This is a genomic window from Limnohabitans sp. G3-2 (assembly GCF_002778275.1).
Taxonomy (GTDB): domain Bacteria; phylum Pseudomonadota; class Gammaproteobacteria; order Burkholderiales; family Burkholderiaceae_C; genus Limnohabitans_A.
The window spans coordinates 128,819-142,693 of record NZ_NESG01000004.1; the positions used below are offsets into that span (position 1 = coordinate 128,819).

General features: G+C 59.5%; 15 protein-coding genes and 2 tRNA genes. 7 read left to right on the forward strand and 10 right to left on the reverse strand.

From position 1 onward, the window contains the following. The 6 genes from B9Z31_RS07190 to fliS all read left to right on the forward strand — a co-directional run bounded on the left by B9Z31_RS07190 (position 1) and on the right by fliS (position 4,696). Positions 1-1,443, forward strand: coding sequence for a hypothetical protein (locus B9Z31_RS07190; protein ID WP_100118894.1), 1,443 nt, complete (start codon positions 1-3; stop codon positions 1,441-1,443). Continuing rightward, the gene (locus B9Z31_RS07195; RefSeq protein ID WP_100118895.1) at positions 1,436-2,260 is read left to right on the forward strand and encodes a MinD/ParA family protein; all 825 of its coding nucleotides are present in this window, start codon (positions 1,436-1,438) and stop codon (positions 2,258-2,260) included. Before B9Z31_RS07190 ends, B9Z31_RS07195 begins: the two co-directional genes overlap by 8 nt. 5 nt (positions 2,261-2,265) lie before the next feature. After that, positions 2,266-2,976: an RNA polymerase sigma factor FliA gene (gene fliA / locus B9Z31_RS07200; protein WP_233200827.1), complete on the forward strand. Its 711-nt coding sequence runs from the start codon at positions 2,266-2,268 to the stop codon at positions 2,974-2,976. A 15-nt stretch (positions 2,977-2,991) separates the two neighbouring features. Then, a complete protein-coding gene (locus tag B9Z31_RS07205; RefSeq protein ID WP_233200829.1) occupies positions 2,992-3,543 on the forward strand; it encodes a hypothetical protein in 552 nt (183 codons plus the stop codon). A gap of 5 nt (positions 3,544-3,548) precedes the next feature. Further along, a complete protein-coding gene (locus tag B9Z31_RS07210) occupies positions 3,549-4,127 on the forward strand; it encodes a hypothetical protein (RefSeq protein WP_100118897.1) in 579 nt (192 codons plus the stop codon). Positions 4,128-4,273: 146 nt separating this feature from the next. Next, positions 4,274-4,696: a flagellar export chaperone FliS gene (gene fliS, locus B9Z31_RS07215; RefSeq protein WP_100118898.1), complete on the forward strand. Its 423-nt coding sequence runs from the start codon at positions 4,274-4,276 to the stop codon at positions 4,694-4,696. Between the two features lie 32 nt (positions 4,697-4,728). Here the strand turns inward: fliS and B9Z31_RS07220 are convergent. From B9Z31_RS07220 to lexA, 10 genes are all read right to left on the reverse strand, one after another. Further along, positions 4,729-4,805, reverse strand: a tRNA-Arg gene (locus tag B9Z31_RS07220). Between the two features lie 104 nt (positions 4,806-4,909). Continuing rightward, positions 4,910-4,986: transfer RNA gene (locus B9Z31_RS07225), tRNA-Pro, on the reverse strand. A gap of 55 nt (positions 4,987-5,041) precedes the next feature. After that, positions 5,042-6,301: an acyl-CoA dehydrogenase family protein gene (locus B9Z31_RS07230; protein ID WP_100118899.1), complete on the reverse strand. Its 1,260-nt coding sequence runs from the start codon at positions 6,299-6,301 to the stop codon at positions 5,042-5,044. Positions 6,302-6,345: 44 nt separating this feature from the next. Then, positions 6,346-7,431: a phosphotransferase gene (locus B9Z31_RS07235; protein ID WP_100118900.1), complete on the reverse strand. Its 1,086-nt coding sequence runs from the start codon at positions 7,429-7,431 to the stop codon at positions 6,346-6,348. Positions 7,432-7,495: 64 nt separating this feature from the next. Continuing rightward, entirely contained in the window at positions 7,496-8,215 is a 720-nt protein-coding gene (locus tag B9Z31_RS07240) for a Crp/Fnr family transcriptional regulator (protein WP_100118901.1), read from the reverse strand. 57 nt (positions 8,216-8,272) lie between these two features. Then, positions 8,273-9,052 (reverse strand): oxepin-CoA hydrolase, alternative type, encoded by a 780-nt coding sequence (locus B9Z31_RS07245; protein ID WP_100118902.1) that lies wholly within the window; start codon positions 9,050-9,052, stop codon positions 8,273-8,275. A gap of 4 nt (positions 9,053-9,056) precedes the next feature. Then, positions 9,057-10,577 carry a 3-hydroxyacyl-CoA dehydrogenase gene (locus B9Z31_RS07250; RefSeq protein WP_100118903.1) on the reverse strand — a complete coding sequence of 507 codons (1,521 nt, stop codon included), beginning with the start codon at positions 10,575-10,577 and terminating at the stop codon, positions 9,057-9,059. Between the two features lie 40 nt (positions 10,578-10,617). Continuing rightward, the gene (locus B9Z31_RS07255) at positions 10,618-11,625 is read right to left on the reverse strand and encodes a D-2-hydroxyacid dehydrogenase family protein (protein WP_100118904.1); all 1,008 of its coding nucleotides are present in this window, start codon (positions 11,623-11,625) and stop codon (positions 10,618-10,620) included. A gap of 57 nt (positions 11,626-11,682) precedes the next feature. After that, positions 11,683-12,024, reverse strand: a complete 342-nt coding sequence (locus B9Z31_RS07260) for a hypothetical protein (RefSeq protein ID WP_100119120.1) — start codon at positions 12,022-12,024, stop codon at positions 11,683-11,685. A 120-nt stretch (positions 12,025-12,144) separates the two neighbouring features. Then, the gene (gene lexA / locus B9Z31_RS07265) at positions 12,145-12,816 is read right to left on the reverse strand and encodes a transcriptional repressor LexA (RefSeq protein ID WP_100118905.1); all 672 of its coding nucleotides are present in this window, start codon (positions 12,814-12,816) and stop codon (positions 12,145-12,147) included. Positions 12,817-12,890: 74 nt separating this feature from the next. Between lexA and B9Z31_RS07270 the strand changes: the two genes are divergently transcribed. Next, positions 12,891-13,853, forward strand: a complete 963-nt coding sequence (locus tag B9Z31_RS07270) for an asparaginase (RefSeq protein ID WP_100118906.1) — start codon at positions 12,891-12,893, stop codon at positions 13,851-13,853. Positions 13,854-13,875: the final 22 nt, after the last annotated feature.

Sequence of the window (13,875 nt, forward strand, 5' to 3'; positions counted from 1 at the left end):
ATGGAACTCAAACGCATCATTGCCCGCGACAGCCGCTCCGCCAATGAAAAAGCCATCCAGTTGTACGGCAACGATGTCTTGATCATTTCCACCCAGCGTGTCGACCAGCAGACCGAACTGATTGTGGCGGTGGACGTGGCCAGCGAACCCCTGGCCTCAGAAGGTCCACAGGCTTCCTTGCCCCCCGTCGACACCAGCGAGGCCAAACCCTCTTTCAAGGCCGCTGACGAGTCCTTTTTGCCTTTCGCTGAAGTGTTTCAAAACGCCAGCGCGCCGCTCGAACCCGTGCCTGCCGACGACACGTCAGACGCCATGGCCTTTGAAACGGCTCTGGCGCGTTTGCGTGTCCGCCCAGAGGTCCCTGTGCCCGCAGCGCCTGTGGTCCAGCCGGAACTGCAAGCGGCCAAGGCGGCCCAGTACGAACAACAACGCAGCCACGAAATTGTGGACATGCTGCGTGAAGAAATGGCCGCTTTGCGCAAGGAATTTGCCCTGTCGCGCCAAATCCAGCCTTGGCAGCAAACCTTGGGTTTGTCGCCAGACATCCAAAAACTGATCATGGCGATGCAAGAAGTGGGCATGCCTTCGGGCTTGCGTTCCTTGCTCACCGACAGCATCCAGCAGCTCGAAACGCTGGACGAAGCCTGGCCGGTGGTTCAGCGCATGCTGGTGCAAGCCATGGACCGTCCTGTGGTGGACGCGCCTGTGCAAGGCGTGCACGCTTTGTGCGGCCCCTCGGGTGCGGGTAAAACCTCGATGTTGGGGCGCTTGGCCTATGCCGCGGCCCAGACGCAGGGTGCCGAAAAGCAGGTCATGGTCAGTTACGGCGACCAGCGCCCCGGTGCTTGGTCGCAAATTCAACTGTTGGCTTCGCAAGCGGGCGCGTCCTGCTTTCGGGCGGCCGACATGGGCATGCTGCAGACCTTGCTCGACGATTTGCAGGGCAAGACCATCTGGATCGACACCCCTGGCGCAGATTTTTTCGCCCAAGCGCAACAACTTCAGTCGCAATTGAGCCTCCAACTCCATGCGGTCTTGCCGGTTGATGCTACAGTGACCAGTGTGCAAAAAATTCTCCAAAACCCCGAAATTCGCTGGTCCTCGCTGATGTTGACCAAAGTGGATGAAGCCGCCTACCCCTGGCCCCTGATCAAGGGTCTGTGTGAGCAGCCTTTGGCGGTTTCTTGCATGGCCGAGGACAGCAAGATCAATGTCCCGCCTGTGGCTTTTGGTGCTGCCCGCTTGGTGGACCTGGCCATGATGCCTTTGCAGGCCTTGTTGCCAGAGATTGCGCATCTGGGTGCCGCCGTCCCCTCGGTGAAAACGGCACGCAAACCACGGGCCCCCAAAGCCAGCCTGGCTGTGGCAGAAGTTCAACCCCAGTCCCGCGCCGTCAAGCCTCGGGCCAAGACCGTGTCGTCTGCCAAGGCTGTTCATGGATAAGAAAAACTTCCCCCAAGTCATTGGCGTTGCCAGCGGCAAAGGGGGCGCCGGAAAAACCACGGTGGCCATCAATTTGGCCGTCGCCTTGGCGATGCGGGGGCACAGTGTGATGCTCTTGGATGCTGATTTGGGCATGGCCAATGCGCAGATCGCACTCGGCGCGCATGCCCCGTTCAACATCAGCCATGTGCTCAGTGGCACCAAAACCCTGCAAGAAGTGCTGGTGACCACCGCCCAAGGGGTGCGTTTGGTGCCCGGCGCTTCGGGCCTGCGCAACATTGCCGCGCTCGATGCCGCCCAGATCGCGACCATGATCCGCGCCTTTGACAGCCTGGACGAGCCGGTTGATTACTTGGTGGTCGACGTGGCGGCAGGCATTGCGCCAGCGGTGTTGGAGTTCATGGCCGCTTGCCAGCGTCGTTTTGTCGTGGTTTGCGACCAACCGTCGTCGATCGCCGATGCCTATGGCCTGATCAAGGTCATGTCGACCGAGCAGTCGCTTGACGAAATTTATTTGATTCCCAACATGGTGGGCAGTGCCCAAGAAGGCCGCCAGTTGTACCGGCGCCTGAACGATGTGTGTGCCCGTTTCTTGGGCATTTCAATCCGTTACCTGCATGCCATTGAAGGCGACGAGTTGGTCTTGCAAGCTTTGCGCAAATACCAATCTGTGCTGGATTACGCCCCGGGCAGCGCCGCTTCGCGCGATTTCAGAGCCTTGGCCGAAGCGCTGGACCAGCTGCCACCCATCCAAACGGCTTCGGGTCGCATGCAGTTTTTCATGGAGCGCATGCTCCGTGTTCCTTCCAACGGGTGACAGGCATGAGCAGCAACGTCTCTCTGTACGAAGAGGTGGGTAACCAGCACGAGGCCATGATTTTGGCGCACATGCCCATGGTCAAACGTGTGGCGGTGCACTTGAAGGCACGCTTACCCCCTTTCATGGAGCTTGACGAGCTGGTCCAGGTCGGCATGGTCGGCTTGATCGAAGCGGCCCGGTCTTTTGACCCCACCAAAGGTTTTGAGTTCGAACACTTTGCGCTCAGCCGTGTGCGCGGGGCCATCCTCGACGAGGTGCGGCGGCAGTCGTTCCTGCCGCGCTCGGCCGTGGCCTTCAACAAAAATGAAAACGAAGCGGTGCACGTGTTGGCCGCCGAGTTGGGGCGTGCGCCCACGCAGGCCGAGTTGGCTTTGTTCATGGGCAAAGAGATCGAGGAATTTCACAAAGAGCGCGGCCAAGCCAAACGTTTTGAAACTTTCTCGATGGAAGTGGTCAACGACGAAGTCATGAGCATGCCCGCCGACAGCGCCATGCAGCCCGAGGTGATGGTGGAGGAGGCCGAGTTCATGGAGGCCGTGGTCCAAGCCATCGACGAGTTGCCAGAGCGTGAACGGCTCGTGATGTCGCTTTATTACGTAGAAGAGCTCAACCTCAAGGAAATCGGTGAGGTCCTTGGGGTGAGCGAGTCCCGGATCAGCCAAATCTTGTCCACGGTTGTGAAGAAACTGCGGCAAAATTTGCAAATTGCTTAAGGTCAGACAAGGTCCATGTTCGGTCTTTTTTCACGCAACAAACCCATCGACGAGATGCGTCGTGCGGAGGCGGCTTACGAGAAGGTGGCTTCTTTGAAGGGCGACTCCCATGATGCGCGCAGCCTGCGCTTGCGCATGGGTCTGATCTGCCGCGCCCATTTGGACAAAACTTTTGTGGACGGCGCCGAGCAAACCGCGGCTTGGGAAGAGCGAGCGAGGCTGGCTTTGCTCGAGGGCTCACCTCTGCCTGAGGCCCCCAAACCCTCCAAATTCCAGAAAATCCGCTCAGGCGACCACGACATTTACGCCTATTTGCCCGAAGAGTTCGTTGTTGAAGCCTTTGCTTTGGGTTCACGCTACCAAAAAACCGAGATATCGGCCCCCAAAGCCATTGAGGCCATGCAGGCTTTGGCCCAGCAAATCAGCTACTACGAGCTGCGTTTGCCAGAGCCTTTTCAGGTGCTGGATTTCTTGCGGGAAGAGCTGGCCGCACAAGCGGCCTTGCTGGAAGCCGCCGAGTCTGAGCCAGACCCTTCACCATCGCCCGCTGGCGATTTAACGCCGTGATCCCCATGGACGCATTGCTCAACGCTTTGATGGCCATTGGCTTGCTGCTGGTTCTGATCTTGGTCATTTACCTGATCGATCGGGTCAATTCGATCGAGTCTGAAACCCGCAAAGTGGTGAGCACGCTCAATGAAAGTGCCGCGAAATTGGCCACGCCCAATATGGGTTTGAGTGCCAAAAAGCTCTGGGATGTCATGACGGGCCGATCCACCGAGGGTTTGGATTCCCAAGCCATTGAAGACTTGCGCAGCCGCTACGCCCTGATTTTGTCGAAGCACGCGGAGGCCCTCTACAAAGATGGCTTCAAGGACGGCATTCTCGGTTCGCCCCCCAATGAGCCGAAAAACACCAAAGACGTTGTGACCGCCAAAGGTCCGGTGGAGTCCTGGATTCCGACAGCCCAGGCCAACGCTTTGTACCAATGCGGTTTGAGTGCCGCCCAAACCCCTGAGGCCGAATGGGGGCCGATTCGCGCCTCCATGGACGAGGCAGGGCAGTTTCTGTGGACCAAAGCCCAGTTGGACGCCACCAGCCCCTTGTCCGAATGGCTGATGCCGTCGTCGGACACCGCCACGCCGCCTTGAGCCTGACCGCGACAGGGGTCTGAGCCACCTTTGGCAGGCTTTGTGCCCAGATCCGCTTGAATCTTTGCAGAAATGCAAAACAGGCCTCAAGTTTCCCCCCGAACCGCCGATTCCTCTGTTACTGAAGTAGTAAAGGGGTTTTTTCCATGCGTGCCTATTCCAAGTTTGCTGAGAGTTACGGTTCTGTTCAAGTCACCACCGGTGTGGCCACGGCAGACAACATTCAGCTGATTCAGATGCTTTTTGATGGCTTGCTCGAGAGCTTGGCTTCTGCAACGGGTCACATTCAGAACAATGTGATCGAAGACAAATCGAAAGCCCTGGCCCGCGCCGGTCGCATCGTGGTCGGTTTGCAAGGTGCTTTGGATTTTGAACGCGGTGGTGAATTGGCGCAAAACCTCAACGAGCTGTATGCCTACATCACCCGCCGACTCTTCCACATCAACGCCTACAACGATTTGGACGCGCTGGAAGAAGTCAAAACCTTGATCAAAGACATTTCGCAAGCTTGGCAGACATTGCCCAGCTTGCTGGCCGATACCGGTCGCAAGACCCACTACGCCAACTGAGAAGGGATACCCTGTCACAGGGTGAGGCCGAATGGTCTGCCCGACAGGGATCGAACCTGTGACCCACAGCTTAGAAGGCTGTTGCTCTATCCAACTGAGCTACGGGCAGAATTGGCGAGATCGACAGAAACACAAAAGGCCCTGACGGGCCTTTGTTGTTTGTGTGTCTGTGACCAGACTTTTGGAATTTCTTGAAGGTCAAACATCAGGAAATGGTCGGAGCGGCGGGATTCGAACTCGCGACCCTCTGCTCCCAAAGCAGATGCGCTACCAGGCTGCGCTACGCTCCGACAAGCGATATTCTAACCCTCAAAAACCCCGTTCTTGGCCTTGCGGCCAAAAAAGTCAGCTGCCCCGTGTGATGGGCATGCCCAAATCGCCGGGCAAGGCCAGTTGTTTGGCCAGTTCCAGCTTGGCCAGCGAGTTGCGGTGCACCTCGTCTGGGCCATCGGCCAGGCGCAAGGTGCGCTGGTGGGCGTAGGCATAGGCCAGCGGGAAGTCTTGCGACACGCCGCCGCCGCCGTGGGCCTGAATCGCCCAGTCGATGATTTGGCAAGCCATGTTGGGGGCCACGATCTTGATCATGGCGATTTCAGCCTTGGCCACTTTGTTGCCCACGGTGTCCATCATGTACGCCGCTTTGAGTGTCAGCAAGCGGGCTTGTTCAATCATGCAACGCGACTCTGCGATGCGCTCTTGCCACACGGTCTGGCGGGCCACTTCGCGGCCAAAGGCCACGCGTTCGTTGAGCCGTTTGCACATCAATTCCAGGGCGCGTTCGGCGATGCCGATGGTGCGCATGCAGTGGTGGATCCGGCCAGGTCCCAAGCGGCCTTGGGCGATTTCGAAGCCACGGCCTTCGCCCAGCAAAATGTTTTCGGCCGGCACGCGCACGTTTTTGAGCACCACTTCCATGTGGCCGTGTGGGGCGTCGTCGTAGCCAAAGACCGAGAGGGCGCGCACCACGGTGATGCCGGGTGAATTGGCGGGCACCACGATCATGGACTGCTGCTCATGGCGGCCCGCGTCGGGGTTGGTTTTGCCCATGACGATGTAGACCGCACAGCGTGGGTCGCCTGCGCCGGATGACCACCATTTGCGCCCGTTGATGACGTACTCGTTGCCTTCGCGGCGGATCTCGCACTCGATGTTGGTGGCGTCAGACGAGGCCACATCGGGCTCGGTCATCAAAAAAGCAGAGCGGATTTCGCCGCGCAACAGGGGCTCGAGCCATGTGTCCTTGAGGCTTTCACTGGCGTAACGCTCCAAGGTTTCCATGTTGCCGGTGTCGGGTGCCGAGCAGTTGAAAATCTCTGCGGCAAAGGGCACGCGTCCCATGATCTCGCACAAAGGGGCATATTCCAAGTTGGACAGACCCTGCGGTGCGCGGGTGGACTTGGGCAAAAACAGGTTCCACAAACCAGCAGCCAAGGCTTTGGGTTTGAGTTCCTCGACGATTTTGGTGGGCACCCAGGCATTGCCTTTGGCGCGGTTTTCGGCGATCTCTTCAAAGAACCGCGCCTCGTTGGGGTAAATGTGCTCGTCCATGAAAGCCAGCAAGCGCGCTTGCATGTCTTTGACCTTGGGGGTGTATTCAAAATCCATGGTCTATCTCCTAGGGGTTGGGGTGTGGGTGTGGGTGTGAAAAATCAGGCTTGGCAAGCAAAACGCCAGGCCAACTCGGCCATGGGACGGGCGCCAGCGCCCGAGCTCTTGGCTTGTTCGCTGGAGGCCGTGCCGTCTTCGACGCGTTTGGCAATGCCTTGCAAAATGGCCGCAATGCGGAACATGTTGTAGGCGAGGTAAAAGTTCCAGTCTTTGGCCAAGGCCTCAGGCGTTGTGAAGCCGGTGCGTTCGCAGTAGCGGCGAATGTATTCGGCTTCCGAGGGGATGCCCAGTGCCGCGAAATCCAGGCCGCCGATGCCTCTGAACGCGCCGGGCGTGATGTGCCAAGCCATGCAGTGGTAGCTGAAATCGGCCAGGGGGTGGCCCAAGGTGGACAACTCCCAATCGAGCACCGCCAACACGCGCGCTTGTGTGGGGTGGAACATCAGGTTGTCCAGGCGGTAGTCGCCGTGCACGATGCCCACCAGCGATTCATCCTTGGCACTGTCAGGGATGTTGTTCGGCAGCCATTCGATCAGCCGGTCCATTTCGGGGATGGGCTGGGTGATCGAGGCGGCGTATTGTTTGCTCCAGCGGCCGATCTGCCGCTCGATGTAATTGCCCGGTTTGCCGTAGCTGGCCAAGCCTTGTTTGGCCACATCCACTTTGTGCAGCGCGGCCAATACCCGGTTCATTTCGTCGTAAATCGCGCCGCGCTCGGCCGTCGTCATGCCGGGCAGTGACTGGTCCCAGAGCACACGGCCTTGCACGAACTCCATCACGTAGAAAGCTCGCCCGATCACCGACTCGTCGTCGCACAGCACATGCATTTCGGCCACGGGCACGTCCGTGCCTTGCAGGCCTTTCATCACCGCAAACTCCCGCTCGATGGCGTGCGCGGAGGGCAGCAGCTTGGCCACCGGGCCGGGCTTGGCCCGCATCACGTATTGGCGTGATGGGGTGATGAGCTTGTAGGTGGGGTTGGACTGCCCGCCCTTGAACATCTCTACGCTCAAGGGCCCCGCAAAGCCTGGCAATTGGGCCGTGAGCCAACGCTCAAGCGCTCCAATATCAAAGGCATGGGAGCCCGTGACAGGCCGGGTCCCCACGAAATGGTCAAAAGCACTCATGGGGTTTCCCGTCGAAAATCAAGGGCCGCAGCAGTCAGCGGCGAGAGGGTGTTACTCGGTCGTTTCAGTGGTCTGCATTCACGATCAAGAGCAGCGCGTCGCGGTCCAGGACCACCAAACCACCGGGCTCGATGCGGATGATCTGCTCGCGCTCCATTTGCTTGAGTTCTTGGTTGACCCGTTGGCGCGATGCCCCGAGCAACTGGGCCAATTCCTCTTGCGCCAGCTGTAAGCTGATGCGGATCGCTTTGGCGTCCGACAAACTGGGCACACCGTAACTGCGCAACAAGTGGTTGAGCTGTTTGGCCAGCCGGGCCCGCAAGGGCAGGGTGTTGAGGTCTTCCACCAAGCCGTACAGCTGGCGAATGCGCCGGGCATGCAGGCGAAGCATGGCATCGTAAAACTCGACGTGTTGCGACAGAATTTTCTTGAAGTCGGCTTTGGCCACATTCAGCGTGGTCGTGTCGCCGTGTGCGTAACAGTCGTGCGTGCGGCGGTCCCCATCGAAGATCGAGACGTCGCCAAACCAGATGCCCGGCTCCACGTAGGTCAGGGTGATTTGTTTGCCCGACACCGACGTGGAACTCACACGCACCGCGCCCTTGGCACAGGCAATCCACTGCTCGGGTGGATCGCCGCGTGCTGCCAGCATGTCGCCGTCTTTGTGACGTTTGACGTAAGCGCATCGAAGTATGTCGTGTCGAAGTGAAGGTGAAAGGGTGGAGAACCAGCGACCTGCATTGATCGCTTCTCTTTCCTCCATTGTCAGAATCGGTTCGTCCATGCTCTGTCCTTTGAGTGACTGGTGATCGAATATTTGTCGCCTGGGGGACCAGCCGCTTTATTCGTATTCGGGTTTTTGTTTGTTGAGAAATGCAGAAATGCCAATGCCCGCATTGCTGTGGTGCAGATTTTTGACAAAGTGGTCTCGCTCATGGCCCAGTTGGACATTCAAGCTGCTGCTGTCCGCTTCGGACAGCAGTTCTTTGATGCTGGCCAGCGCATTGGGCGCGCGGGCGTTCAGTTGCGCGCACAGCGCCAAGGCTTGTGTCAGTGACTGACCGGCATCGGCCAATCGATTGACCACACCGAGCTGCTGCAGACGCTCGGCACCGATGCGCTCGCCGCACATGAGCAGCTCGGTGGCCAGTTGGCGCGGCACAGCGCGCGACAGGCTCCAGCTGCCGCCGCCATCGGGCGAGAGGGCAATGGAACTGTAAGCCATGACGAACACGCTGTTGCGGGCTGCCACGATCATGTCGCAAGCCAGGGCCAGTGAAAAACCCGCGCCGGCTGCCGGGCCTTCCACGGCCGCGATCACCGGCTTGGGAAAAGTGCGGATCGCCTCGATCCAATTGTGCAAACCTTCAATGCTTTGTGCTTGGTGCTCAGGCGGCAACTGTCGGTTGTTTTGCAGGCGTTGCAGATTGCCGCCCGCACTGAAAATGCCATGGGCCCCGGTGATCACCACACTGCGCACCTCTGCGCTGGATTCGGCCACACTCAGCGCTTCAACGCCAGCGGCATACATCTCTGGGCCGAGGGCGTTGCGAAACTCGGGGTTGCTGAGGGTCAGGACCAGGGTCTGGCCTTCGCTGGTGCTGAGCAGTTGGGCGGTCATTTTTTTACTCTTCCGTGTGCATCAGCGACAGACCAATGGCGCCTCGGCGGCGCAACCAAGGGCTGGGGCGATAACGTGGATCGCCATAAACCGTTTGCAGGTTGAAGAGCACTTCCAAAATGCTGTCGGGTCCTAAGCGGTTGCCCATGGCCAAGGGGCCCATGGGGTAAGCCAGGCCCAAGGTGACGGCGGTTTCCAAATCCTGCGGGGTGCAGATGCGCTGCTGGCAAATGTCCGACGCAATGTTGACGATGGTGGCCACCACGCGCTGTGTGACAAAGCCGCCGCTGTCACGGATGACCGACACGGCCTTGCCATCGCGGGCAAACAGGGCATGGGCCGCGTCACGCATGTCGGCGCGTGTGGCAGGGTTGGTGGCCAGCACACGGCGTTGGGTGGCGCCGTCGTCAAACAGCATGTCGATGCCCACGGTTCGGGCCGGGTCCAAACGTTCAACCACCGCCACGGTGGTGATGTCAAAGCCCAGCGGGGCAACGATGGTCAAGGCCTCAGGTGAAGGCGAAGCGCCTGTTTCGATCGTGGCGCCCAGGTTTTTCAGAATTTGCAAAAGTTCCATCCGCCGGGCAGCTCGGGGCGAGACCCAAACGGGCGGCATGTGTGCCACTGCTGGGACGGGCGGTTCGGCTGGCATTTGCGCGGAACCGTCCACGTATTTGTAAAAGCCTTCGCCCACTTTCTTGCCCACCACGCCCCCAGCCAAACGCTGGGCCGTGATCACGTTGGGGCGGTAGCGCGGCTCCTCGTAATATTGGTGATAGATGGACTCGATCACATGGTGGGAGACATCCAGCGCCGTCAGGTCAAACAGTTCGAAGGGGCCCAGTTTGAAGCCAACCTGGTCGCGCAAGATGCGGTCGATGGTGGCGAAATCGGCCACGCCCTCGCTCACGATGCGCAAAGCCTCGGTGCCGTAACCGCGTCCGGCGTGGTTGACGATGAAGCCTGGCGTGTCTTGCGCTTGCACCGGGGTATGGCCCATCTGGCGCGCAAAATCCGACAAACGCTGGCACACCGCCGGGTCGGTTTTCAGGCCCGCAATCACTTCGACCACTTTCATGAGGGGGACCGGGTTGAAGAAGTGGTAACCCGCAAACTGTGCTGGCCGCTGCAAGGCGGCGGCAATGGCTGTGACCGACAGAGAGGAGGTGTTGGTGACCAGCACCGCCGAAGGGGCCAACACGGTTTCCAGCTCGGTGAACAGGCTTTTCTTGATTTCGAGCTTTTCGACAATGGCTTCGACCACCAGTTCGCACGCCGCCAGCTCTTGCAGCTGGGCGGCACACAGCAGGCGAGATTTGTGGCCCGCCACCACTTCGGCGGTCAATCGGCCTTTTTCTTGCAACTTGTCCCATTGCTGGAACACGGCGTCGCGGGCCTTGGTGGTGGCTTCGGCTTGGGTGTCGTAAAGCCAGACTTGGCTGCCAGTTTGGGCGGCAATTTGAGCGATGCCTCGGCCCATGGCCCCTGCGCCAATGATGGCGACTTTGGAAAATGCAAGCGTCATGTGGGATTGAAAAATGAAAGGGGAAAAAGAAACGATGGCCTCAGCGGCGAACCTGCAGGGCGCCGGGGTTCACGATGTTTGTAGGGGTGCCTTTGATGTAATTGACCACATTGTCAAAAGCGGTGCCGAAATACAGTTCGTAGTTGTCTTTTTCGACATAACCAATGTGAGGCGTGCAAATGCAGTTCTCTAAGCGCAGGAGGGCTGAGCCTTGCAAAATCGGCTCTGACTCGAACACATCGACCGCAGCCAAGCCGGGGCGGCCGCGGTTGAGGCCACCAATCAAGGCGTTGGGTTCAACCAGTTCAGCGCGAGAAGTGTTGACAAACAGGGCGGTGGGTTTCATTCTGCCCAAATCCTCGCTGTTCACGATGCCTTGGGTGGACTCGTTCAAGCGCAGGTGGACCGACAACACATCGGATTCTTCAAAGAATGCCGCCCGGCTGGAGGCAGCACGGTAGCCGTGCTGAATGGCTTTGTTGCGCGACTCGTCGCTGCCCCAGACCACCACATCCATGCCAAAGGCTTTGCCGTAGCCGGCCACCAATTGGCCGATTTTTCCATAGCCCCAAATCCCCAATGTTCGGCCTTTGAGGACGGTGCCCAATCCAAAATTGGTCGGCATGGAGCCCGCTTTGAGGCCCGATTGTTGCCAGGCGCCGTGCTTGAGGTTGCCAATGTACTGGGGCAAGCGGCGCGAGGCCGCCATGATCAAAGCCCAAGTCAATTCGGCCGGAGCAACCGGAGAACCCACACCCTCGGCCACCGCCACACCGCGTTCGGTGCAGGCCGCCAAATCCACATGGCCGCCCAAGCGGCCGGTTTGCGAGATGAGTTTCAAGCGTGGCAGTTTTTCGATCACGGCCCTGGGCAGCTGGGTCCGCTCACGAATCAGCACGATGATGTCGGCATCTTTGAGGCGAACGGTCAGCTGGCCCATGCCCTTGACCGTGTTGGTGTAGACCTTGGCCGAAAAATTTTCGAGTTTGGCGGCGCAGTCGAGTTTGCGGACCACATCTTGGTAGTCGTCAAGAATCACAATGTTCATCCCTCCATTGTGCCTTGACGAGGCGGCCGCATTCGGTCGCTGGGCAGGCTTTTCAGGTCAAATGCGTGCTTGTGCGGCCTCAATCGCGGCCAAGCGGTCCAATTCGGCGCACACATCGGCCATGCGACCGGAAATCACCATTCGGCCCGCGCCTTTGACCCTTTGGTCGCTCTCAGAGACGCGAAGCACCCGCAGGGCTGGTGCCCTTGGGCTGGTGTGAACCCGATGAGGCTGAATGCTGGACTTCAGTCCTTGAGGCACACAAGCCGGGCGACGAGTGGCCCACACCGGGCGCAAGGCCGCATGGGCCCGCTGTGGTGGGGCTGAGACGGGCACAGAGCGGCCCCAATTGGCGAGGCCTTGAAACAGACCTGAAAAAGCAAGCAGAGCGATTCCCATGTGAAACCTTTCAAAAGCATGGAGGTTGGACACAGGCAGGATTGCTGAATGAGCCTGTTGCACCAGGGCCGGCGGAACCATTCCGCCTGCGCCCGCCACCTGGTGCAGCAAGCAGATGCCTTACATGAGCAGGGTGTTTCGGATCAAGCCCACGGCCAAGCCTTCGATGTCGAAAGGCTCTTCGGGGTTGACCACGATGGTCGGATAGTCCGGGTTCTCTGGCAGCAGCTCAATGCCATCGGCTGTTTTGCGCAAGCGCTTGACGGTGACGTCATCGCCCAATCGGGCCACCACGATTTGCCCGTTCCGAACGTCTTTGGTGGATTTGACGGCCAACAGGTCACCGTCCATGATGCCCGCGTCACGCATGGACATGCCGCGAACCCGAAGCAGGTAATCGGGTTGTTCTGTGAACAGGCTGCTTTCAATTTGGTAGGTGCGGTCCACATGCTCTTGCGCCAAAATGGGTGAGCCGGCTGCGACCCGGCCGACCAGTGGCAAACTCAGTTGGCCCAAACCGGGCAGCGTCAGACTGAAGAGGTCGGAAGGTGCGCGAAAATGGCTGCGGCTGCTGCCCTTCAGGCGTATGCCGCGGGATGTGCCGCTGACCAACTCGATGGCGCCTTTGCGGGCCAAGGCTTTGAGGTGCTCTTCAGCCGCATTGGCCGATTTGAAGCCCAACACGCTGGCGATCTCGGCACGCGTGGGAGGTGCACCTGTGTTGGCAATGGTGTTCTGGATCAGTTCCAGAATTTCCTGCTGCCGGGCGGTGAGTTTGGGGCTGTCAATCATGGCGGTCTCCGTGTGAGGACTGGTTGAGCTGTTTTTTCATCCAGTGACTGTATTTTTAACCAGTTTTCAAGGCTGTGCAAGTGCTCAACGCAAAAAAATGTCAAAAAATCGTGGTTTTGGGCACAGGCGGCACCATCGCCGGCACGGCGGCCAGCGCGAGTGACCACACCGGCTACACCGCCGGTCAGCTGAGCGTCCAGCACCTGTTGGACGCCGTGCCCGCGCTGCATGACAGCTTGCAAGGTCATGACTTGGTGGGTGAGCAGCTGGCGCAACTGGACAGCAAAGACATGGACCACGCCACTTGGCAGGCGCTCGCGCAGCGTTGTGCGCATTGGCTGGCACAAGAGGAGGTGGACGCTGTTGTCATCACCCATGGCACCGATACCCTGGAAGAAACCGCTTGGTTTTTGCAGAAGGTGCTGGACACGAACAAACCGGTGGTCATGACGTGTGCGATGCGACCTGCAACGGCCTTGGCGCCGGATGGCCCTCAAAATCTGCTCGATGCCATGGTGGTGGCCTGCGACCCCCTGGCCCGCGGGGTCTTGGTGGTCTGTGCCGGTCAGGTTCACAGCGCCCGGGCGGTTCAAAAAGTGCACCCCTACCGACTTGACGCTTTCAGCTCAGGGGAGTCGGGTCCCCGAGGTTTTGTGGAGCAGGGGCAAGTGCGGTGGCAGGGCGGGGCTGATTTGTCCCAGGTGCATGCCCATGCCCGCGCGGCCTTGAGCGTTCCTGTGGCGCAATGGCCCTGGGTGGCCGTGCTGCACAGCCATGCAGGAGCCGATGCGCGTCAAATTCAGGCCTTGGTGGCGGCGGGGGTGAAAGGACTGGTGATGGCTGGCACAGGGAACGGGACGGTGCACGAAACGCTCGCGAGCGCCTTGTTGCAGGCCCAAGCGCAGGGCGTTGTTGTGCGGCTTGTCTCGCGCTGTGCGCAGGGTCAAATCGTCGGTCAGACTGTGTTCACGGCAGCGCCGCTGGGTTTGAATGCGGTCAAGGCCCGTGTCAGTTTGCTGCTCGATTTGCTGGGCTAGAGATTGCAAAGTGCCTGCTTCA